At 54.1% G+C, this 21,311-nt stretch carries 19 protein-coding genes and 1 pseudogene; 6 read left to right on the top strand and 14 right to left on the bottom strand.

Features of this window, described 5'->3' with window-relative positions; all coding sequences use genetic code 11:
* Positions 1-63 precede the first annotated feature (63 nt).
* Positions 64-852 (top strand): ZIP family metal transporter, encoded by a 789-nt coding sequence (locus LBQ97_04745; GenBank protein MDR1832026.1) that lies wholly within the window; start codon positions 64-66, stop codon positions 850-852.
* Between the two features lie 80 nt (positions 853-932).
* Here the strand turns inward: LBQ97_04745 and LBQ97_04750 are convergent, their stop codons facing one another.
* Genes LBQ97_04750 through LBQ97_04760 form a run of 3 tightly spaced genes read right to left on the bottom strand, consistent with a single transcriptional unit; the run spans position 933 to position 4,440 of the window.
* The gene (locus tag LBQ97_04750; protein ID MDR1832027.1) at positions 933-1,847 is read right to left on the bottom strand and encodes a substrate-binding domain-containing protein; all 915 of its coding nucleotides are present in this window, start codon (positions 1,845-1,847) and stop codon (positions 933-935) included.
* Positions 1,848-1,900: 53 nt separating this feature from the next.
* Entirely contained in the window at positions 1,901-2,914 is a 1,014-nt protein-coding gene (locus tag LBQ97_04755) for an ABC transporter permease (GenBank protein ID MDR1832028.1), read from the bottom strand.
* Positions 2,915-2,934: 20 nt separating this feature from the next.
* Positions 2,935-4,440 carry a sugar ABC transporter ATP-binding protein gene (locus LBQ97_04760; GenBank protein ID MDR1832029.1) on the bottom strand — a complete coding sequence of 502 codons (1,506 nt, stop codon included), beginning with the start codon at positions 4,438-4,440 and terminating at the stop codon, positions 2,935-2,937.
* A gap of 238 nt (positions 4,441-4,678) precedes the next feature.
* Between LBQ97_04760 and LBQ97_04765 the strand changes: the two genes are divergently transcribed.
* Together LBQ97_04765 and LBQ97_04770 are read left to right on the top strand one after the other, a co-directional pair.
* Positions 4,679-4,960, top strand: a complete 282-nt coding sequence (locus LBQ97_04765; protein MDR1832030.1) for an N-acetyltransferase — start codon at positions 4,679-4,681, stop codon at positions 4,958-4,960.
* Positions 4,961-5,103: 143 nt separating this feature from the next.
* Positions 5,104-6,006, top strand: a complete 903-nt coding sequence (locus tag LBQ97_04770) for an Abi family protein (protein ID MDR1832031.1) — start codon at positions 5,104-5,106, stop codon at positions 6,004-6,006.
* Positions 6,007-6,063: 57 nt separating this feature from the next.
* Here LBQ97_04770 and LBQ97_04775 read toward each other — a convergent pair whose 3' ends face one another.
* The 5 genes from LBQ97_04775 to LBQ97_04795 form a co-directional block, all read right to left on the bottom strand.
* The gene (locus LBQ97_04775) at positions 6,064-7,980 is read right to left on the bottom strand and encodes a flavocytochrome c (protein ID MDR1832032.1); all 1,917 of its coding nucleotides are present in this window, start codon (positions 7,978-7,980) and stop codon (positions 6,064-6,066) included.
* Between the two features lie 27 nt (positions 7,981-8,007).
* Entirely contained in the window at positions 8,008-9,240 is a 1,233-nt protein-coding gene (gene rpoN, locus LBQ97_04780) for an RNA polymerase factor sigma-54 (GenBank protein ID MDR1832033.1), read from the bottom strand.
* Between the two features lie 105 nt (positions 9,241-9,345).
* Complete coding sequence (locus LBQ97_04785; GenBank protein MDR1832034.1) at positions 9,346-9,750, bottom strand: pyridoxamine 5'-phosphate oxidase family protein; 405 nt, start codon at positions 9,748-9,750, stop codon at positions 9,346-9,348.
* A complete protein-coding gene (locus tag LBQ97_04790) occupies positions 9,747-10,223 on the bottom strand; it encodes a GAF domain-containing protein (protein MDR1832035.1) in 477 nt (158 codons plus the stop codon). The genes LBQ97_04785 and LBQ97_04790 overlap by 4 nt, the downstream gene beginning before the upstream one ends.
* 47 nt (positions 10,224-10,270) lie before the next feature.
* On the bottom strand, positions 10,271-10,822 hold the full coding sequence (locus LBQ97_04795) for a hypothetical protein (GenBank protein MDR1832036.1): 552 nt from the start codon (positions 10,820-10,822) through the stop codon (positions 10,271-10,273).
* A 164-nt stretch (positions 10,823-10,986) separates the two neighbouring features.
* Between LBQ97_04795 and LBQ97_04800 the strand changes: the two genes are divergently transcribed.
* Complete coding sequence (locus LBQ97_04800; GenBank protein ID MDR1832037.1) at positions 10,987-11,883, top strand: lysophospholipid acyltransferase family protein; 897 nt, start codon at positions 10,987-10,989, stop codon at positions 11,881-11,883.
* A 32-nt stretch (positions 11,884-11,915) separates the two neighbouring features.
* Positions 11,916-12,269, top strand: coding sequence for a histidine triad nucleotide-binding protein (locus LBQ97_04805; GenBank protein ID MDR1832038.1), 354 nt, complete (start codon positions 11,916-11,918; stop codon positions 12,267-12,269).
* Between the two features lie 2 nt (positions 12,270-12,271).
* Here LBQ97_04805 and rpiB read toward each other — a convergent pair whose 3' ends face one another.
* From rpiB to LBQ97_04820, 3 genes are read right to left on the bottom strand one after another with little or no spacing between them, the layout of a single operon-like run.
* On the bottom strand, positions 12,272-12,712 hold the full coding sequence (gene rpiB, locus LBQ97_04810) for a ribose 5-phosphate isomerase B (protein ID MDR1832039.1): 441 nt from the start codon (positions 12,710-12,712) through the stop codon (positions 12,272-12,274).
* On the bottom strand, positions 12,709-13,587 hold the full coding sequence (locus tag LBQ97_04815; protein MDR1832040.1) for a phosphatidylglycerol lysyltransferase domain-containing protein: 879 nt from the start codon (positions 13,585-13,587) through the stop codon (positions 12,709-12,711). Before LBQ97_04815 ends, rpiB begins: the two co-directional genes overlap by 4 nt.
* Positions 13,588-13,609: 22 nt before the next feature.
* Positions 13,610-15,655 (bottom strand): VacJ family lipoprotein, encoded by a 2,046-nt coding sequence (locus LBQ97_04820; protein ID MDR1832041.1) that lies wholly within the window; start codon positions 15,653-15,655, stop codon positions 13,610-13,612.
* 2,166 nt (positions 15,656-17,821) lie between these two features.
* Here LBQ97_04820 and LBQ97_04825 point away from each other — a divergent pair.
* Complete coding sequence (locus LBQ97_04825; GenBank protein MDR1832042.1) at positions 17,822-19,375, top strand: autotransporter domain-containing protein; 1,554 nt, start codon at positions 17,822-17,824, stop codon at positions 19,373-19,375.
* A gap of 260 nt (positions 19,376-19,635) precedes the next feature.
* Here the strand turns inward: LBQ97_04825 and LBQ97_04830 are convergent.
* From LBQ97_04830 to LBQ97_04840, 3 genes and pseudogenes are all read right to left on the bottom strand, one after another.
* Positions 19,636-19,947, bottom strand: a pseudogene (locus LBQ97_04830) (S-ribosylhomocysteine lyase).
* Between the two features lie 8 nt (positions 19,948-19,955).
* Positions 19,956-20,273 carry a HigA family addiction module antidote protein gene (locus LBQ97_04835; GenBank protein ID MDR1832043.1) on the bottom strand — a complete coding sequence of 106 codons (318 nt, stop codon included), beginning with the start codon at positions 20,271-20,273 and terminating at the stop codon, positions 19,956-19,958.
* Positions 20,274-20,291: 18 nt separating this feature from the next.
* Positions 20,292-21,065, bottom strand: coding sequence for an alpha/beta hydrolase (locus tag LBQ97_04840; protein MDR1832044.1), 774 nt, complete (start codon positions 21,063-21,065; stop codon positions 20,292-20,294).
* Between the last annotated feature and the right edge of the window lie 246 nt (positions 21,066-21,311).

The following is a 21,311-nucleotide window of genomic DNA, read 5'->3' on the forward strand; positions in this document are numbered from 1 at the left end:
CATTCCGCCGATAATGCGGTATAATCCGGTTGAAGCGTATAAAGATTGCAAATGGAGCAGACCATGAAAAGTTTTTTATGGACCCTCGGGGGAACCGGTTTTATCTTTCTGATGACCAGTCTCGGTTCCGCCGTGGTATTTTTCTTCCGAAAAGAGGTCAACCGCGGAATTCAGACAATTTTCCTGGGCTTTGCCGCGGGGATTATGATCGCGGCTTCCGTGTTCGGCCTTTTGATCCCCGCCATAGAAGAATCCGCCAATTGGGGAAAATACAGCTTTATCCCGGCGGCGTTGGGTTTTCTCTTGGGCGTCGGTTTTCTTTTGATCCTGGACGGAATCATCCCCCATCTGCATCCGGCGACCAATACTCGGGAGGGGCCTTCGTCCTCCATGAAGCGAACGACGCTCCTGGTATCGGCCGTAACGATCCACAACATTCCCGAAGGGATGGCGGTCGGACTCTCATTCGCGCTGGCCGCGCAGCACAGCGGAGACGCGTCGCTGTACAGCTCCGCCATCGCCTTGGCATTGGGCGTCGGCATCCAGAATTTCCCGGAAGGGGCGGCTGTTTCGCTGCCTTTGCGCAAAGAGGGCTTTACGGCTTGGAAAGCCTTTCTGATCGGTTGCCTGTCGGGCGTGACGGAACCCCTTTTCGGAATCCTGGTGGCGTCCCTCTCCGGAGTCATCGGTCCCGTCATGCCGTGGTTGCTCTCGTTTTCCGCGGGCGCCATGCTCTACGTCGTCGTGGAAGAACTGATTCCCGAGGCGCATTTGACAGAGCACACGCATGCGGGGACCCTTTCGGTCATGCTGGGCTTCGTAGTCATGATGATATTGGATGTGGCGCTGTAAATCAAAAACCGAACCAACCCCAAGGTGGGGCGGGTCCGGTTTTTTTCGTGATCAATTCCCGGAATTCTTCCGGAATCCGCTTATTTGACGCCGCTCTTGTCCAATACGGAAACGCCGGTATCCACAACTTCTCCGCCGAGGTTCTTTCCGTTCTTCAGAATATCTACGGCCGCGCGAACCGCTTTGTCGCCCATGACATCGGGATTCTGCTTCATTGTAGCCAGCAGGTAGCCGTCGGAAACGAGACTCTTGATGGCGTCGGAAACGTCAAAACCTATTCCCAGAATATCGGATTTTCCGGCCGCTTTAAGGGCGTTCCCCGTGCCTGCCGTGGAGCCTTCATTGGCGCCGAATATGCCCACTACGCCTTGCGTAATGTAGTTCTGGGAAATTTCCTGGGCTTTCGCCGCGTCGCCGTCGGAATACTGCGTCTCAAGAATGGTGAAACCGGAGCCCGCGAAGGCTTCCCGGAATCCCGCTTCCCGATCCACCGTGGACTGCGTCGCGGTGTTTACGTTGACAATCCCTAATTTTCCGGATTTCACGCCTTTTCCTTCGAGGGTCTTTCTCAGCAGTTCGCCCGCGGTTTTTCCGCCGGCTTTATTGTTCGTGGAAAATGTGGCTTCGGCGGGCACGTTGGCCGGGGAGTCCACATAGATGATCTTGATGCCGGCGGCCTGTGCTTCTTTCAGCGCGCCGGAAATGGCGTCGGGACCGTTTGCCGCAATCAGAATCGCGTCGTACTTGCTGGCGATGGCGTTATTGACCATCTCGATCTGCTGCGCGTCGTCTTTTGTGTTGGGGCTTTTGAAATCAACGGTAACGCCCAGTTCTTTGGCGGCGGCCTGTGCGCCTTCATTGAGCGTGATCCAGTGGGAGTCGATGGAGTCCATCGTGATCAGCGCGAATTTCAGCGCTTTTGCCTCTACTTTTTGACTCGTCGTAATAAGGAAGAGAGCCGCGGACATCAGAATTGCAGAAATGAATTTTTTCATACCAACCTCCTGAAATAATAGTATTTTATGTGAATCAAAAATATCCTGCGTTGCTATGCTTTTTTCTTTTTCAAAATCCCGCTGCGCAGTACAATATCCAGCAATACCGCCGTCACAACGATAATTCCGATGACAATTCGCTGGATGCCCACCTGGGCCCCGATCATGTTGAGACCGTTTTCCAGCGTCTGCCATACGGCCGCGCCCATAAAGGTCCCGAGGAGCAGGCCTTGTCCGCCCAGAGGGGACACGCCGCCGATAACGCCTGCGGCGACGCCGTACATCTCATACATATTGCCGGCCTCCATATTACCCATGCCGGCCTGGGCGCATAAGATCAGACCCACGACGTAGGAGCAGAAGGCGGATACCATGTAGGCCTTCGTGACCGTGGAAACCACATTGACCCCTGACATCTTGGCGGCGTCGATATTGGACCCGATGGCATAGATATGCCGCCCTGTCCGGGTTTTCGACAGTACGATAAAAAAGATCACAAACAAAATGAGCGCGATCCAGAACGTGTTGTAGATCCCGAAGGTCTTGCCGTAGTAGAGGGCCGCCTGGAAGGCGTCGGCCTTGTCCTTGCCCATGCCGGTCAAAAGCGCGTTGGTGTTGCGGTTTCCGTTGGCCATATAGGCGATGCCCCGGGCCACAAACATCGTACCCAGCGTCGCGATAAAGGGCGGGAGCTTGAATTTTCCCACAAGGGCGCCGTTGATGAGGCTGATGGCGAGGGCCGCCGCCAGCGTAAGCGGCAGCGCCAGAATCAGCGGATAACCCCGGGACAGCATGGTCCCCGAGATCATGGCGCTCATGGCGACGACGGAACCGATGGAAAGATCGATATTCCCCGTGATCAACAGATAGCTCTGGGCGATGCCTACGATGAGATACTTGGACATCGAACGCAAAAGATTGGCGATATTCGCGGTCGAATATACCGAAGGCTCCATGAGCCCGAAGGCCACATAGATCACCACAAGGCCCGCGAAGGCCGTTAGGGACGCGCCCATGCCGCGTACGGCCAGCAGTCCCGAAAACAGATTTTGCCGCTTGGTTTCCATGCCGATAAATCCTCCTGACTTTATGCCAAAAACTTTTCTTCAAAGCGCGTCGCCAGAGTCAGAATCTTCTCCTGCGTCGCCTCTTCCGCCGCCAATTCTCCGGTGATGCGCCCGTCGCACATGACGAGGATCCTGTCGGCGATACCCAGTATTTCCGGAAGCTCCGAGGACACAAACAACACGCCGATGCCCTGCTGCTTCAACTGATTCATCAAATTGTAGATCTCGACCTTGGCGGCGACGTCGATGCCGCGGGTCGGTTCGTCAAAGATGACGACGCGGGATTCCCGGGCGAGCCATTTTCCGACGACCACTTTCTGCTGATTGCCGCCCGAAAGATTGCCGGCGTCCACGTCCACGCCCGGCGTCTTGATCTTCAAATTCCGGACCGCTTCGGCGCAGGCGGCGCTTTCTTTGGCGCGGCGGACAAAGGTAAACAGGCCGCACAGCCAGTCGAGATTGGGGAGCGCGATATTGTAGCGGATGGAAAGCTTCGTACAGAGACCGTCTTTTTTCCGGTCTTCCGGCGCCATGACGACGCCCGCCCGGATGGCCGTTTCCGGCGAGGTAATCTTGACTTCCCTGCCTTCCACAAAGATCTCCCCCGAGGTCTTGGGATCGGCTCCGAAGATGGCCCGGGTCGTCTCGGTCCGGCCCGCCCCCATGAGTCCGGCGATACCGACGATTTCCCCTTTATAGAGTTCAAAATTGATGTCGCGGACCAGTTTCCCGGCGTTGAGGTTTCTCACCTCGAAGATTTTCTCCCCCCGCTCGCAGCGCACATGGGGGAATTTTTCCTTGATTTCCCGCCCCACCATGGCGGCGATGATCTCATCCATACTGATGTTGTTGAAATCTTCGGTCAGGATGTATTTCCCGTCCCGCATGATCGTCACCCGGTCCACGATATGCCGCAGTTCGTCGAGACGGTGGGAAATGTAAATGACGCCGCAACCCTGTTCCCGCAGCTGCTTGATGATCAGGAACAGGTCTCCGATTTCCTTGGACGTCAAGGCGCTCGTGGGTTCGTCCATAATGAGTATCCGCGCGTTGGTGGAGAGCGCTTTGGCGATTTCCACCATCTGCTGCTTGGAAACGGGCAAATCCCCGACAATATCGCCGGGGTTCAAATCGATATTCAATTCTTGAAGGACGCGCCCGGCCTCCCGTTCCATTTCCCGGTCATTCAAAAAAAGACCGCCGGCAAGCTCGCGCCCGAGAAACATGTTCTCGGCAATGCTCAAATGCCGACACATATTGAGTTCCTGATGGATGATGGCAACGCCCAGCGCCTGGGCCGTTTTCGGCGTCAAATCTCCCTGGGGCGCGCCGAATATTTCCATTTGGCCGCTGTCCCGGGTATATACGCCGGACATAATTTTAACCAGCGTCGATTTCCCCGCCCCGTTTTCTCCCAGGAGCGCCATGACCTCGCCGCTTTTCAGTTCAAATTGCACGTCGTCCAGCGCTTTCACGCCCGGAAAACTTTTGCAAATTCCGCTCATCCGTACGATGGTGTTCCCCATAAAAAGACCCCCTTTTATTACGGCTTTACGCCGTTTTGTACGAGTATGCGTCATTATGATCCCTTATCTTTCATCATACCATAATTTTCAGAACTTGTCAAGGGAGCCCCGGAAAAGTTCTCAAATAACATTGGACATTCGGGCGACGATGATGTATAATTTATTCAAGAATGAACAGGGTCTCCGCTGGCGCGGGAGACAAAATTTTCAGGGAAAAACGAGTCTATAGGAGGGCAAGATGGACTTTATCAAAGAAAAACGCAGAATTTTCGCAAAGAATCCGGCCGGGCAAGTCATCGCGGAAGTGACGTTTCCCCCTTACAAGGAAGACGCGGTCGTCATCGACCACACCTTTGTGGACGACTCTCTGCGGGGCCAGGGCGTCGGCGGGCAGCTGATGGAAGCCGTCTACGACCACCTCAAAAAAGAGGGCAAGTCGGCTGTTCTGCTGTGTTCCTACGCGGTCAAGTGGTATATGGCTCATCCGGAGCGGGGGGATATTGTCGTAGACAGGGGGTAAGCGCCGACGGCTTGATTTTTTCAAAAAAAGATTTACAAAAACGCTTTTTGGCGGTATAATATCAGCAAGATATCAATACCCCTGCTCCTCTCTCCGAGGCGGACCCCGTTCCGATGCAGGGGTTCTTGTTTGAAGGGGGAACAATGGCATTTGACAAGCCCAATCTGTCCTATGAGGACCAGCTGGCCCTGTTTGAATCCCGCGGCATGGCCGTAAACAACAGGGAGCGGGCGCTGGAGCGGCTCCGACACATCAGCTACTACAAAATCAAAGAATTCTCGATGTTTTTCATGACAGGGAACCGCTACAATCCGGGGACGTCCTTTGAGGCGGTCATCCAGAATTTTTACTTTGACAAGACCCTGCGTTTCGAGCTCCTCAGCATGTCAGAAAAAATCGAGCTTTCCATCAAAAACAAATTTTCCTATCTGATGGGCGGGAAATATGGCCCTTTCGGCTATCTCAAATTTCACAACTGGATCGACCGGAAGATTCCCCTGAACCAGATCAAGTACGAGGAGCAGAATTTCGCGAAAAAAATCAAGGAAAAAGAGACGGAATTTGCGGGTTTTTTCCTGCTGGAAGACTACTACGCCAATTTTCCCGAGGAAAAGCGCATCCCGGTCTGGGTCATGACGGAGCTTCTGACCTTCGGGGAAATCATTCATCTGTTGAAACTGATGTCCCACAACAATAAACTGGCCGTCGCGAAAAAATACGGCCTTCTGGCGGACGAATTCGGCTCCTTCATCGAAAACATCCGTCTGATCCGGAACCTCTGCGCCCACAACCATCCGGTGATCAACCTGACGATCAAATCCGTGCCGGTCATTCCCGAAAGCTTCAGGCCTTATCTCTGCGAGACGAACAAGATCGCGACTTCGGTTTTGATCTTTGTCTGGTTTGTGAAGACGATCCGCCCCGAGTACGATTTCGGATCCTTGAAAAAGATCCTGTTCAAGCTGATCAAAAGGGAAAAGGTCGCGCGCATGTACGGCTTCGCCTCGGTCAAGGCCATCAAGGAGTTTATCGCGCTGAAAACCTGAATCAAACAAAAACCTGCGCCAGATCGCGCAGGTTTTTTTATGGATAAAATCAGTCGTTTATTTTTCCGCCGCCGCGTTGGTCCCCGCGATGCGTCCGAACACATGGATATCGGCCAGGGCGTTTCCGCCGAGGCGGTTGCTGCCGTGGATGCCGCCGGTAACCTCGCCCGCCGCGTAAAGACCCGGAATGGGCTTGCCGTTGGCGTCAAGGACCTGGGCTTTGGAGTTGATCCGGATGCCGCCCATGGTGTGGTGGACCGTGGGAATCCGCGCGCCCGCGTAATAAGGCGGCGTATCGATCTTGATCCTCCAGAGCGTCCGTCCGAATTTGTCCTTGCCTTCCGCGACGCCTTTGTTGAATTCGTCGACGGCGGCCTGCAGATGGTCGGCGGGAACGCCGATCTTCCCGGCCAGTTCGGCAATGGTCTGGCCTTCGAAGGCCCGTCCCGCTTTGATCAATTCTTCAATGCTTTCGTTGAAATTGTTCTTGGTCTGGGGCGTCGGGTAGCTGTTCTTGTCGCAGATAACCCACATAAAGGCGTCGGGCTGCTTGAAGAGAGCCAGCGTCATAATATCCCGGCGGGCGCCTTCGTCGACGAAGCGGTCGCCGTTTTTGTTGACGAAGAATCTGTCTTCAACGCCCTGCTCGATGTTGCCCGAGAGGCTGCCGGTCTTGGGATCGCCCATGGGCAGGAGCTGGATCCATTCCATGCCCGTGAGGCTGCCGCCCACGGATTCGGCCATGACGATGCCGTCTCCGGTCGCGCCCGGATGATTTGTGGTCCCGGCGGAATCCAGATTGGGCCAGAGGTTCTTGACGCCGTTAAATTTCTGCCGCAGTTCCTTGCTGGCGCCGAAGCCGCCGGTCGCGATGATGACGGCCTTTTTCGCGGTAAATTCGTAATCCGTCGAGGCGCTTTCGGCCTTGACGCCGCTCACGCGGTCGCCGGACTTGATGAGTTCCGTGGCCTTTGTTTCATAGAGGATCGTGATCTGATCCGTATGCTTGGCGATATAGGCGAGATCCGTCTCGATATAGCCCGTGCCCAGCGGTTTCACCGGCTGATGGGCTCGGGGCCAGAGACCGCCCAGTACCGTAAACATCCTCGGGGTGAATTCCATGCCGAGGCCTTCCTCCCAGTGGAGGGCGTCCAGGGCGTTGCCGGCGAGGGTCTCGATGAGTTCCGGCGTCCCTACGTAGTCGCCGCCGTTGTAGCTTTGCAGCATATGGAGCTCGGGACTGTCAAAGAGCCCTTCTTTCTTTGCGGCCACAAATTCCTCGTACTGTTTTTTCACTTTTTCCTGCCAGGCCTTCTCGGCGTCGTCGTGGGGCGCCCTGGAAACCATGGCCTTGATGGCGTCATGGTTCGCCTGGTTCATCGGGAGGACCTTTTGCCGTTCGGGATCGGCCGCGTTGTAAGCCGCTCCGGAAATCATGGTGTTGCCGCCCGCTCTGGGCATTTTTTCCAGAACGAGCACTTTGGATCCGGCCTGCTGGGCCGTGATGGCCGCCGCGAGACCAGCGCCGCCCGCGCCGATAATGACGACGTCGTAGGTTTCGGCTTTTTTGCTCTTCGCGCCGCCCGCGGCCGCGCCTTTGGCGCTCAGGGCCGCCGTATCGGCGCCGGCCTTGGCGAGAGCCGCCGTCGCGCCTTCGATGATCCCCGCGCTCGTTACCGAAGCGCCGGCGATGACGTCCACGGCCAGGGTCTGGCCGGCCACGATGGCCGCCGGGATCCTGTCAATGGCTGGATCGGAAACGCCCGGCGTTTCCTTGTGTTCCAGAATTTTTACGGCGGAGATGCCGCCTCCTTTGATCGTCACTTCGATCTTGATGTCGCCCTGCAGGCCTTTGCCCGTTCCCTCATAGACGCCGTCCTTCGCGCCCTGCAATCCGGCCGCGTGCAAGCCCGCGCCCATGAGAAAACCGAAAAAGAGCACAGCCGTCAGGATGTACCTGTTGATTTTTCTCATTTTCACTTCGCCTCCTCTGTGTTGCCTTTATGGTTTATATTTCCTCTTACGGGAAGAAGGGATGCCGAGCTCTTCCCTGTATTTGGCAATGGCGCGTCGGGAAATAGTTTCTCCGCAGTGGCGGGCGATATGGTCGCGGATGTCGTTGTCGGAGACGGGGTTTTCCCGATCTTCATTTTTGACGAGGTTCTCGATGACGAGCTTGACCCCGATGGCTTTACAGTTTCTCGTGAGGAGCGATTTGATGGAAATCGTCCCATAGGGCGTCGCGATATATTTGTCTTTGATGGCCCGGCAAATCGTGGATTGGTGGAGGTCAAGCTCCCTGGCCACGTCTTTTAGCGCGAGGTCCTTCAAGTTGTCTTTTCCTTCGAAAAAATAATTGCGCTGCTTTTCCGCCAAAATGTTGAGGATCCGTTCAAGGGTCTCGCAACGCTTTTCCACGGCTTTGATCAGGTACATGGCGCGCTGGAGGTTGCGCTTTTCGATGGCGGAATTGCAGGGATAGGCCGTGTTGATCCGGATTTTCGGCATGGCGTCGGCATTCAGCGACACGACGAGGCGCTCGTCGCAAATCTCGATCTTGCCTTCGGGGACGACGTATCGGTTGTCCCGTTCGACGAGAAAGCCTCTGGCGGGAATGGGGTTCAGCGTCCGGATCAGGTCGAGGGCCTCGTGAACTTCGGCCTCGCTGATCTGCAATTTTTCGGCGATATAGGCAAATTTGCCGTAGCCCAGATCCTCCAGGAACACGTCGATCAGGCAATAGATATGCTTTGTCGCGATTCCCTTTGCCCGGAGCTGGATTTTGAGGCAATCTTTCAAATTTTCGGCCCCTACGCCCACCGGTTCCAAACCGTGGACGACCTCGAGGGCCTTCAGGATCTTTTCTTTTTTGACCTTGAGGTCCCGCATGAGCTGATCCTTGCTCAAAAGCAAATAGCCCCGGTTGTCCAGGTTATTCAGGATATAGCGGCAGATTTTTTCGATATCTTTGGGAATCATCAGGGAAGAAAGCTGGTTTTCGAGGTACTGGAAAAAATTCTCCTTCTCCGTCGCCGTATCGAGCCAGGAACTTCCGTCGCCGCTCACCGTCGTGTCCGGAATGCCTACATAGGAGACTTCGATGGCGTCGTTGTTTTGTCGTTCTTTTTCGATAAAGTCGGTGAGATACGCAACCGGCATTTGCAGGATCTCCATGCTGACTTTCATTTCCTGGGTCAGGATGAGTTTCTGTTCCTGCTTGAGGTTCAAATTCATTTCCAAAGTGATCACCTGTTCAAATATAGCACAAAAAATACTCTACTGTGACAAAAAAACAACTCTCTGTATTCATTTTACTACATTTTCCAGGAAAAATCAAGCTCAAAGCGTATATTCTTTGGGGGGAGCGCCGGAAAAGTCGTAAAATACGGCTTTGGCGCTTTCAAGATAGAAAATCTCGAATGTGGGGCTCGCGCTGTTTTTGTAGATGGTACGTACCAGGGGCGCCCGTTCAAGGATTTTGTCCTTGACCGCAATGTCTTTGGAAAAAACGGCTTTTCCGCTGACGCGGACCCACTGGGCCTGGGGGGAAGTCGAGCAGATCTCTACCCAGGGGTTCTTGACGAGTTCCTTGTAGACCGTTTTGTCATTACCGGTACAAAACCACAGCTTTCCGTCGTCTTCGAGCATAAATTGGAAGGGTCTCACGCTGGGCCGGCCGTTGAGGCCCACCGTGGCGAAATACTGGATGGGGTTGTCGGTAAAAAACCGGATCACTTCATTCACGCTTTTACCTCCTCGCGCTTTAAAAATGGCATGATGACCTGATTGACCAAGTGTTCAAAAAATTCCTGATCCCCGGGACTGAAGCGGTCTTTGACCGGCGCGTCGATGTCGAGGACGCCGTAGAGCGTATCCCCCGAGATCAAAGGCACGACGATCTCGCTTTGGCTCGCGCAGTCGCAGGCGATGTGGCCCGGAAATTCGTGCACGTCGGGGACGTTGACGGTTTTCCCTGCGCTCGCCGCGTAACCGCAGACGCCCTTGTCCAAGGGGATTTTCGTACAGGCCGGTTTCCCCTGAAAAGGGCCCAGCACGAGGATCCCGCCCGACATCAGATAGAATCCGGCCCAGTTCAGCCCGTCGAAGGCCTCCATGATGAGGGCGGAGATATTGGCGAGATTGGACCAGAAAGGCAGGCTGTCGTCGGCGAGGGCGGCCGCCTGTCGCAGGGTGAGTTCATAATCGGGGACATTCATGGGATCGCTTCTCCTCGGGCGGCGTGTTTTGCCCGTTTTATGATGATTCAGCGTTTCTTTTGGATTTTGGCGAAGACGGCGGCCAGTTCGGCGGCCGAGGTGAGGATGTCGCTCTTTTCGGTGACGGGGATGCCGGTCCTTAGCTCGGGCACGTAATAGTAGGCCTTTCCCTTGATGATGAAATACTTGGACACGTCAAAATACAGGACGTCGTCCATGGACGTCGAGACGTACTGGGAACTGTTGACCTGGAGCGTATCGTGGACGAGCAGGAAATCCGCCGAGACGAGATAGTAATCGACCGCCCGGCTGCGTCCCTCCCCGGCGTAGAAAAAGCGGTAGCGGATGGGCTTTTTGTTCAGCGTGTAGCGCGTAATCGTCAGATCGTCCTCAAAATCCTCGGCGAGGGCCATGGCAATGTTGCCGGTCCCCTCCAGGGCGTCGGAGCTGTAGGCCCGGATGAACTGGCCCATGTATTTTTCCGCCTGGGCCGCGTAATCCTCGGTCAGCTCGCTTTTGAGGGCGCCGGAGGCGCAGGCCGCGGCCGCAAAGACAAGGGTGAGAAAAGCTGTTGCCGCGCATCGTTTCAAGCGCTTCATGATAATCCCCCTTCGGGAATAAGATGGGTGTCCGAACAGCGTGTGCTTCTTTTTACTTGACTAAATAGTACCACAGCCGTGCAATTTTCGCAACAGAAAGTTCTAAATTTTTCGAATTTATGCTATAATAGGAGTTGAACAAGAAAACGCGAAAGGATTTCACGATGAAACCGACAAAAAATATCCGTAAAACGCTACGCTACCGGCTGGAATACCTGGCCTTCATGATCTGCAAATTTTTAATCTTGCGTCTCCCGCAGCCCGCGCGCTTCCGCTTGGCGGAAAAATTGGGCCTTTTGGCCTACCGGCTGCTGCGGATGCGCAGGCGCATTGCCCTGGCCAATCTCCGGCTGGCCTTTCCCGAAAAGAGCGGGGACGAGCGCGAAGCCATCGCCAAAGCCTCTTATTCCGTTATGGCCAGGGCCTTCCTCTGCTCGCTCTGGTTCCGCGAATATGTGGAAACGCCGGGACAGGTCCGGATCGTGGGCGGCGATGAAGCCGACGCCGTCTATGCCCGGGGAAAGGGCGTTATCGGGGCCACCATGCACACAGGGATTTTGGATCTCGCCTGCTGGCTCTATCACGGCAAGCCGCTGGCCGCCGTGGCCAAGAACCAACGCAATCCCCATATCAATGAGTTTATCACGGAATCGCGAAAAGAAGGTCTTGGAATTACCGTGATCCCCAAGACGAAGCATACGACGAGGGATCTGATCCGCTGCATCAAGGAGGGCTATATCATCGGTCTCTTGTCGGACCACCGGGACAAGGGGGCCAAAGTCCGCTTTTTCGGCGTCGAAACCGTAGCGCCCACGGGGGCCGTCTCCCTCGCCCTCAAATACGAGGTTCCCTTGATCTTCGTCTATACGCTGCTCCACCCCGACAACCGCTGCGACATCGTCATGGCGGGCGAAGTGGAACTCGTCCGGACAGGGAATTTCAAGGAAGACGTCCTCGCCAACACCCAGGCCCTGATTACGAGGATGGAAGACGTGATCCGCCGGCATCCCGAGCAGTGGATGTGGTTTCATGACCGCTGGTCGCTCCGAAAAACGCTGTAAACCCGCAAAATCCAACCCAACAGGAGGTTTTTATGTCAACGATATTTACCAAGATCATCCACAGGGAGATTCCCTCCGATATTGTCTACGAAAACGAAAAAGTGCTGGCTTTCAAGGACATCAACCCGCTGGCGCCGGTCCACATCCTGATTATTCCCAAAAAAGAAATTCCGACGGTCAATGACATCGCGCCGGAAGATAAAGAGCTGATCGGGGAATTGTTTGTGGCGGCGGGGGAAATCGCGAAAAAACTGGGCATCGCCAAAGAAGGCTACCGGATCATTGTCAACTGCAACGAAAACGGCGGGCAGGAAGTGTTCCACCTGCATCTGCATCTGCTTGGCGGGAAAAAGATCGGTCCCCTCGTCAACTGCGACAAGCGCTGAGTTTATTCCGCCTCCAGGTTACGGATCTTGTCGAGCCGCATTTGATGACGACCGCCCGCGAAAGCCGTTCGCAAAAAGGCGTCGACGATGTCAAGGGCGGCGGCTTCAGCCGTCGTGCGCCCGCCCAGGGCCAGAATATTGGCGTCATTATGCTCGCGGGCCAGTTTTGCCATGGCGTAGTCCGTGCAGAGGGCGGCCCGGACGCCTTTGATTTTGTTGGCGGCAATGGAGATCCCGATGCCGGTCCCGCAGATCAAAATCCCTAAATCGCCCGGATTTGCCACGACCGCTTTTCCGACGGCCGCGGCGTAATCAGGATAATCTACAGATTCGGTCGAGTATGTTCCGAGATCCAGAACTTCCCGGCCCTGTTCGGTCAAATGGGCCTTCACGCGTTCCTTCAGGGGGTAACCCGCGTGATCCGCCCCGAGCACGATTTTCATTTGAGCCCCTTGATTTCGTATTTTTTCAGCAAAAAGGCCGGATGATAGGAGGTTTTCGCTTCCCGCAGGCCCTCGTCGCCGAAGTCGTCTTCCCGGTTGACGTATTTGTAGCCCGGAAAGGCGTTTTCGAGGAAGAGCTTGTTGATCATCTGGTAGCAGCCGATAAAGTCGTTGATGCCCTTTTCGATGTGGATCACGACGTACTCGGGCGTAAGAGCCTCCCCCAGCGTGTAGCAGACGATCTGGCCGTCCACTTCAAGAAAGGCTCCGACGTAGTCCAGTTTCCCGAAATTCCGCAGCAGGTTGTGGATCCCGATGTTCTCGCTCTGGAGGATCGGCACATCGTAGCAGGACTTGTCGTAGCACCATTCTTCCTGAAACGTGATGACTTCCCCGATATTGTCCGACGTGATGGGAACATAAGAAAAATCCGGATAATTGGAGAGAAAATGGTTGATCCGGTTTTTTTTCTTGGAATACTTGCGGCCGTGGAGCGTCGCCAGATCTTCGTAGTTGTAGACATAGTCGAAGGTATCCCGTTTTTCCTCCCAGAGGAAGCCCTCCTCTCCCATGAGCCGATACCATTTTTCGGGAATGAGGACGATCTTTCCGCCCTCTCCCGCGATGCGCGCCGCTTCCTTGCGGACATTTCCGACGTTGTCGGTCCGGGACAGGGGCAGGTAATGATAGGTCGCTCCTTCAAAAGAGCCTTTTATGGTCAGCACATCGCCGTCTTCGGAGATCCGGTAACAGGCGTTTTCCTGCTGACCCCACAGGAACTGGTTCGTAAAATTCAAATCGCAGGTCTCAAATTTGTTCTTCGTAAAGCCGTCAATAACCGCCTTGTCCTCGATGGACAATGGTTTCCATTCCATGGTTCTATGCACTCCTTGGGGTTTAAGATCTTTTGTTTTTTCCGGGCTTTGAAATGTCCTCGCGAATCTTGCGGTACGTCACGACAAGGTATCTGACGTATTCATATTCGAAGGGAGAGCCCAGGGAATAATAGCGGAAGCTGTTCCGCTTCCGGGTGTCCACGGCCTGAAGCAGCGTAGCCACCTTGGAATCGCTATCCACGAGGCCAATGCCCGCGTAGGGGTCGAGGATATACCGCATGGCGAAATCCACGCCCGTACCGACGCCGTCCCGCAGTGTGGACGGCCCCAGGAAGGGCAGCACGAGGTAGGGACCCCGTTTTACGCCGTAATGATGAAGCGTCAGCCCGAAATCCTCATAGGGGACGGGCATACCCAATTTTGACGCCGTATCGAGGGTACCGCCGAGCCCCCAGGTCGCGTTGATGGAAAAGCGGCCCGCGGCCCGCAGCGCCTTCTTGAATTTTCCTTGTAATACCGAATTTCCGGCTACGGAAAGCATTTTTTTGTTGTTGAAGAAATTGGATACGCCCTTTTTCAGCGGTCCCGGCACGATGAATTCGTAAGTCTTGACGACCGGGAGCAGCAGGTATTTGTCGAGGCCGTAGTTGAAATAGTAAATCCGGCGGTTCAGCCCCTCCAGGGGGTCGTAGACGTCGATCACATGGCCCGGCCGGAAGGACGCGTTTTCTTCGGGAAACATGGCGGAATCGCTCTCGTCCGGGGGCGTTGGGGCCAGGCTCGCCAAGGCTTGCGTCGTCCCCTTGGGGGGGACGGGGTAAATTTTTCCCTTAAAGGCGCCTTTCCGTAAAAATCCCAGCATCAGCGCGAGGTTGTCTTCGTAAAACATATTGCCGCAGTGCCCGCCGGTCGGAAAGACCGTGAGTCTTTTGCCGAAGGTCTCTTTGAGCCACCGGTGGTTTTCTTTTGTCAGGATCAATTCGTCGGCGTTTGTGACCGCCACGATTTTATTCGCTTTTTTGAGATAGTCGCCGATGACGGCAAGGGATAATTCCCGCCGCACCTGGGCCTCCGTGAGCCCGTAGCGTTTTTTTGCAGCGGGGATTAGGATCTTGTGCAGATAGTCGAGGTAGGAGGCAAATCCGATTCTCCGGAAATAAGGGAGCATCTTTTCATGCTTTTCGGCGGGTTTTTTGCCGTAGGTCCCGCTTTTCGTGAGCACATCGGCGATGTAATTGAGATCGATGGAATAGATCCGGAAGACAAATCCGATCAGAGCCGCCATTTCCGCATCGGAGAGCTTTAATTTTTCGAAAAGGGCATAGACGGCTTCGGCCGTCAGGCTTCCGCTCCGGTATTCGTCGCTGAGGAACTGGGGCGCCATGGCGCGGATCGTCTCGATCATGAGGTTGATCCGGTATTCGGCCTCATTGCCCGGGCCCAGATAGGAATCGAGGATATCGGCCGAATCGTAGAGATCCACGGCGGGGTTGATCATGTAGACGCCCTTGAAGCCGAATTTTCCTTCGCTCTCGTCGATATACGAGACGACGGCCGCTTCCGTGGCCCCGAGGCTGAATCCGGTCACATAGAAGTCCGTGACGTCTATTTTTTGCCGGACCATGTCGTACGCGCGGGTCATGGCGGCGTAGAGGTCTTTGCCGTCCCGGGGCAGCAGTCCCGGCAGGCCGGCGGCGGAGGCCGCGACGATAAAGTTGGCGTGGAAGGGGGACGTGATCGAGATCACGTGAAAACCCGCCTCGTAGAGGATCTTTTGAAACTGGATCATTTTGGGGTTGTCGTAGGACGAACCCGTACCCGCGAGCAGAAAAATCAGCGGGGCCGCTTCTTTCCGAGCGGCGAGGGAAAAGGCAAAGTCTTTGTGAAACCAGAGGTTTTTCGGGATCCGGGCAGCGTCGACAGGCTTCAGACGATAGGTTTTTACGGGAACCTTTGCGCCGGCGCCGCTGCGGGGGACCGAGAGGTCGCCGATGATGGTGGCGGCAAAGGGGTTTTGTATGGGGTAGCGGTATTCCGCGGCGCAGAGCGCGCAGGCAAAGCGGAGCGCACAGGCAAAAAGGAAGAAAGACCGCAGGATCTTTTTCATGGATAACTCCTTGGGGCGGGGCCGGGCCTAATTCGGCGGTCCGCCCTGATTTATACCATATTGTACAGCAATCCGGGAGAAAATTCAAGGAATTTTTGCGCCTCGGTCTTTGGGCCGAGATCTCTTTGGCGGCCTCGACCTCTTTGTCGGCCCTGCGGCCGACGTTTCCCCTTGCGAAGGGGAAATTCCAAGGAATTTTTGTCTCTTTTAAAAGAAACTGCGCGAAAACGCGCAGTTTCTGTCTTTTTATTGAGATTATCATTGTCACGTTTACAGGCCACAAGCAGGCCACAAAAGGAAGCGGAAACAGGCGTGGTTGCGGGGCGTTTTTGGAACGTGCACATTATATGGAATAATAGTGAGTTGAAATGGTTCCAAAGTTAGCCTGAATTAAGGGTTGGCAGAGGTTGCGGGGCATCAAAAAAATATGTTTTTTTTGACCTGCGAATATTTACAAAAAGGCTAATACATGGTATAATCGTAGAAATATGATGATGAATATTATTCCATATAATCATCATATTGACTTCACTGTATAGTAAACCCATTTTGATGTAGGAGGGTATCATGAGAAGAAGGCATATGTGCGGTTTGCGGTTGCGGCAGAAGGTGGGGATTTTTTTGTTTGTGGTTTTTTGTGGGGGGTATGTGGCCTATGGGGCGCCGGTGGTTATCACGACGGGAAGTTCTACTCCAGTAACAGGAAACTCTGATACGGGAACAGAGAACAACAACACGGTACAATGGACCGGTGGAGCAGTGACTGCTGATATTTTGGGTGGGAGCGGAACAGGATCCGTCATAGGAAATACTGTCGAGATTGATTGCCCTGGGGCAAATTATATTGATTACATTGCCGGTGGTTACAAGAACAGTTCTGCAGCGGGTGATGTTAAAAATAACACGGTATATATTAAAAATGGAACAATGGCCGTAGTTTCCGGTGGGGAATCTTGGGGAACGATAAGTAATGTTGTTGTTCAAGGAAATAAAGTTATTGTGTCTGGTGGAGCAGTAACGAATACTGCCCGTTATGGAGAAACACCTGAGATTGATGGGGGATATGCGGCAAATAATGTAGATGGCACTGTCTTGGAAAATGAGGTTACCATTACCGGTGGAGCTGTCTATCTTGCTGTCGGAGGAAAAGGGCGCAACAGCCTGGTGCAAGATAATGTCGTCGATTTGCAAGGCGGCTCGGTAACTGTGGTATATGCCGGTGTTGGGCAAAATAAGGATGTGATCAACAATACGGCAAAAATATCGACAGGAACAATAGGTTATCAAATTATGGGAGGCCTTTCTGAAGGAAGCGGAAATGTCATTGGAAACAGCGTTATAATGACCGGCGGAACGGTCTTGGGGCCTATCCCTAATCCTCCAGGTACTACAGCGAACCAACATGCGGCAGTTTCAGGGGGACTCGTTTTTGCCGAGTCGACAGGAAGCAACGGGAGCGCCCTTAATAACGTTGTAACAATTTCTGGCGGACAAGCGGACACTGTTATTGGCGGTGAAGTATCGGGAGCCAAATATATGACTACCGGAGATGTAAAGGGCAACAAAGTGATTATGTCCGGCGGTCAGGTTATTGTCAATTCTTCAGTCGATGCTAGCGGTGCCGTCACCGGTGGAAGCGGTTGGATGAGCGACGGTGAAATTTCCGGAAATAGCGTAGAGATGTCCGGCGGTGAGACCGATCAAGTAAACGGCGGGGCTTTGGTATCAGGGACAGGATCTTTGAAAAACAATTCCGTAAAAATCACAGGCGGAAAAGTCACAAGCTTTGTAATAGGTGGTTCTAACGCAAGCTTAAACATAGGAGCTGCAATTGGTCGCCCTGCATTCGCCGCGACCAACGTAGCCACGGAAGGCAATGAAGTCACGATTGGCGGCTCAGCAGAAGTAAAGAATGTAATCGGGGGACTTACCGAGAGTGAAGCCGTAGGCGCAACAAATTCAGCGACAAAAAACATCGTAAATATTGAAGGAAGCCCAAAAATAACCGGCAGTGTCTATGGTGGATGGGATGAGAGTACCGTAGCGGTGCATTATGATTTGTTTACCGGAAATACGCTCAACAAAAACAGCAACGCTACTTTACCGACAGTTTTAAATTTCGAAAAAATCAACTTCGCCTACTCAGGAGCCGCAAACATTACCAAATTGGACGTAACACCGGCGATCACAGCCCCCACGGCGTCCGACCCGACCGGCTCCGTCATCAACACCGGCTCCTACGACGTCGAATTCGCCGGCCAAATCACCGGAACGGGAACTGTCGAAAAAGCGGGATCGGGCGAACTGCTCTTGACCGGCACAAACAATGACTACACCGGCAACACGACGGTGACGGCGGGAACCCTCGCCCTCAAAGGCGCAATTACCGCGAGCAGCGTCAAAGTCAACAGCGGCACAACTTTTACGGCCTACCAAGGCGCGAAAATCGGCGGCAACCTTGACGCGAGCGGCGCAACCCTCAACTTCTATGTCCCCGGCACGGCCACAGACGGCGACAAAATCCTCACGGTAGGAGGATCGGCAGACGTCTCGGGCAGCACGGTCAATGTCGGAATCGACGGAAGCAGTTCTGCGCTCGACACTGGGGATGAGATCATCCTGATTGACGCGGCTTCCCGCGCGGGAGTTCCCTCAAACGCTAAATCCTCAGGGACCGCCATGAAAGGCGTAACGCTGCAATATGATTTTGAACTGATTACAAATACCACTCAACTCATTGCGAAGCTTTTGACGGACACCACGAGCATTGTTCCGCCCATGGGCGCCGGAACCCTCAATCCCAGAGTGAAGGCCCTCTCGGAAGGGTACATCGCGGGGATCTCCCTGATCAACCAGGGCGGCGACCTGATCGACCCATCCAAAATACAGAACTTCAGCTATGATTTTGAAGGATTCGCCATAATGAACGGCGGTTCAAGTCGCTACAACACCGGCTCCCATGTGGACTTGAAGAGCTTTTCGGTCGTAGCGGGCGTAACGAAGGGCAAGGAAGTGTCCGGAGGCAAACTCATGTTTGGCGGCTTCTTCGAATACGGAACCGGCTCCTATGACACCTACAATTCCTTCACGAGTCTCGCTTCCGTACGCGGCGACGGCGACCTCAGCTACTTCGGCGGCGGCATCCTCGGCCGGATGGACTTCAAACCTGTAAAATCCGGGAATTTCTACCTTGAAGGCTCCCTGCGGGCGGGCCGCATCAAGAATAAGTACAGCAGCAAAGACTTGCAGTCCGTAATCGGAACGATCGCGGCTTACAGTAAGACCGACGGGTATGCGGGCTTCCATCTGGGCGCAGGATATCGCTGGAACATTACTGAAAAGACCGAACTTGATCTTTACACGAAGTATTTCTATACGAAGGAAAAGGGCGATCACGTGATTCTCTCGACGGGCGACGACATCCACTTCAAAGACGTTACGTCCAGTCGGATCCGGATCGGCGGCAGACTCAGCGGAAACGGGGAAAAGGTAAAGCCATACGCGGGATTGGCTTGGGAATATGAAGGCGACGGCAAGGCCCGGGCGACGACATCCGGTCTCAAGATCGGAACGCCTTCCCTGACAGGCTCGACAGGGATCGCGGAGCTGGGCGTGAAGCTCACTCCCTCCCCCAAATGGACCCTCGACATCGGGATCCAGGGCTATGTCGGCGAGCGCGAAGGCGTCACCGGCAGCCTGCGGGTAAAATACGTGTTTTAGGCCTCGACCTCTCAGCCGAACCGACTTTGTTTCACGTAAAGTCAACGTTGAAATGATAATTTTAATAAAAGGCAGAAACTGCGCGAAAATCGCGCAGTTTCTTTTAAAAAAGACAATAATTCCTTGGAATTTCCCCTTCGCAAGGGGAAATGTCGGCCGCAGGGCCGACAAAGAGGTCGAGACCCGACGTCGGTCCATTTTTCCTGTAAACGATGCTTGTAGGGGCGAATGATTATTCGCCCATCCTGATCGTCCCCCCCTTACCGCGGATACCGCAAATTCTCCTCCGTCGCCTCCCGCAAAACCTTCAGATATCGCTCCGCCTCCCACTTGGCCATGCCGAGATTCTGCTCGCTGTAATTGCCGCATTCGTCGGGCTTGGCGCCCGGGATTTCCCCCTCGAACGCAAGGATCCATTAAAGCGTTTCCGTGATGATCGGAAGCGCGTCGCGGCTGTCCATATCCTCCTCAAAGATCGCGTAAAATCCGGTTCTGCACCCCATAGGACCGAAGTAGACGGTCTTTCCGGCATAGGTCGGATGGTTGCGCAGAAAGGTCGCGATTTTTTCCATTTTTCCCCCTATTTACCGCTGATCGCGGTAACAGTTTCCCGCTTGACATGATCGCGGTTGATTTTGCTTTTCGAGACTTCCAAATCGTAAAATTTCTGTAAGTCCGACCAGAAAGATGGACTCATCCCGAAATAGTCCGACAGTCTGCGCCCCATTTCTCCGGAAATTGCCCTTTTGTCCCTGACGATGCTGTCAACCGTTTTCCACGAGGCATGCAAACCAAGGGCCAATTTGTTGACAGACAGACCAAGTGGTTCCATAAACTCCTTAAGCAATATCTCGCCTGGTGTGGGTATCTTGATATCAATATACTGTTCGTTTTTCATACCATATTATATCAATTTTCAGGAATTCTGTAAAGATCCGAAAAATTCCAGCGCCCTGGCGAGCACAAGATCCTGCGCGCCCGGGATCGACAAGCGGTGATCCCCGCCCGGCACAACCGTAATCGGAACCGCAAATTTTTCCGCGAAGCGCGTCGCCTCGGCGACCGGAACCTCTTCGTCCGCTTCTCCGTGAATCATGGCCAGCTCCCCGTATTCAGGCCGCCAGATCGAAAACACATCGTTTTCGTCGAGGTCCTCGAAGAAGCCCCGGGTGAGCTTCAGCGGCCGGAAATAGCCGTAATCGCTCCCTAATTCCACATATCCTTGAGCCGCAAGACTCTCTTTCTCTTTTGGAGCCAGTTCCCGCATCAAGTCGGGCATACAGACGGCCGCCGAACGCAGGAAAGCCTTTTTCCCTGCGGATTTTACGCCCGCCAGGTAGAGGAGCGCCAGATAGGCCCCGAAGCTGGAGCCGAAATAAAAAATCTCCTTTTCCGGGCATTGGCTTCCGAGCCAGGCGTCAACCGTCCCGATATCGGCGAGACAATTGGCAATTCTCAGATATTCCCCGTCCCCAGGGCTTTTTCCGTGGGCTGGCAGATCGAGGGCCGCGACCCCGATGCCCCGCTTCGGGAATTCCTCGAGCAAAAAGGTCGCCGTGGGGCTCTCTTTGCTGCTCCCGAAGCCGTGAATCACGAGGCAGAGCGCCTCCGCTCCGTCTATGGCCGCCGTCAGCGGAATATCATAGCCCCTCTTGCTTCTCAAGGCCGTTTTCATTACGGTATTTTTCATGGTTCCTCCTTATCCCTTTGTACGAGATTCCCTTACCGCAGACGCGCAATGCGCGTCCCTACACATTTTTCATTCCATATGTGCCTTATCAATGGTTTTTGAGACAAAAAATTTGGGTTTGCTTTTTTTGAAAAAATATGCTATAGTAAAATTATCAAAGTATTGCCGGGAATAACGGCTCGAATATTATTCACTCGTATGTGTAACACCACCGGGAATAACGGTTCGAATATTATTCACTCGTAT

The organism is Fusobacteriaceae bacterium (assembly GCA_031272775.1).
Taxonomy (GTDB): domain Bacteria; phylum Fusobacteriota; class Fusobacteriia; order Fusobacteriales; family Fusobacteriaceae; genus JAISST01.

Bases quoted from the DNA above. Each gene is read 5' to 3' on its own strand.
- LBQ97_04820 (MDR1832041.1), bottom strand. From the start codon at position 15,655: ATGAAAAAGATCCTGCGGTCTTTCTTCCTTTTTGCCTGTGCGCTCCGC.
- LBQ97_04795 (MDR1832036.1), bottom strand. From the start codon at position 10,822: ATGAAGCGCTTGAAACGATGCGCGGCAACAGCTTTTCTCACCCTTGTC.
- LBQ97_04835 (MDR1832043.1), bottom strand. From the start codon at position 20,273: ATGAAAAACGAACAGTATATTGATATCAAGATACCCACACCAGGCGAG.
- LBQ97_04770 (MDR1832031.1), top strand. From the start codon at position 5,104: ATGGCATTTGACAAGCCCAATCTGTCCTATGAGGACCAGCTGGCCCTG.
- LBQ97_04805 (MDR1832038.1), top strand. From the start codon at position 11,916: ATGTCAACGATATTTACCAAGATCATCCACAGGGAGATTCCCTCCGAT.
- LBQ97_04800 (MDR1832037.1), top strand. From the start codon at position 10,987: ATGAAACCGACAAAAAATATCCGTAAAACGCTACGCTACCGGCTGGAA.
- rpiB (MDR1832039.1), bottom strand. From the start codon at position 12,712: ATGAAAATCGTGCTCGGGGCGGATCACGCGGGTTACCCCCTGAAGGAA.
- LBQ97_04750 (MDR1832027.1), bottom strand. From the start codon at position 1,847: ATGAAAAAATTCATTTCTGCAATTCTGATGTCCGCGGCTCTCTTCCTT.
- LBQ97_04765 (MDR1832030.1), top strand. From the start codon at position 4,679: ATGGACTTTATCAAAGAAAAACGCAGAATTTTCGCAAAGAATCCGGCC.
- LBQ97_04775 (MDR1832032.1), bottom strand. From the start codon at position 7,980: ATGAGAAAAATCAACAGGTACATCCTGACGGCTGTGCTCTTTTTCGGT.
- LBQ97_04755 (MDR1832028.1), bottom strand. From the start codon at position 2,914: ATGGAAACCAAGCGGCAAAATCTGTTTTCGGGACTGCTGGCCGTACGC.
- LBQ97_04790 (MDR1832035.1), bottom strand. From the start codon at position 10,223: ATGAATGTCCCCGATTATGAACTCACCCTGCGACAGGCGGCCGCCCTC.
- LBQ97_04760 (MDR1832029.1), bottom strand. From the start codon at position 4,440: ATGGGGAACACCATCGTACGGATGAGCGGAATTTGCAAAAGTTTTCCG.
- rpoN (MDR1832033.1), bottom strand. From the start codon at position 9,240: ATGAATTTGAACCTCAAGCAGGAACAGAAACTCATCCTGACCCAGGAA.
- LBQ97_04745 (MDR1832026.1), top strand. From the start codon at position 64: ATGAAAAGTTTTTTATGGACCCTCGGGGGAACCGGTTTTATCTTTCTG.
- LBQ97_04840 (MDR1832044.1), bottom strand. From the start codon at position 21,065: ATGAAAAATACCGTAATGAAAACGGCCTTGAGAAGCAAGAGGGGCTAT.
- LBQ97_04815 (MDR1832040.1), bottom strand. From the start codon at position 13,587: ATGGAATGGAAACCATTGTCCATCGAGGACAAGGCGGTTATTGACGGC.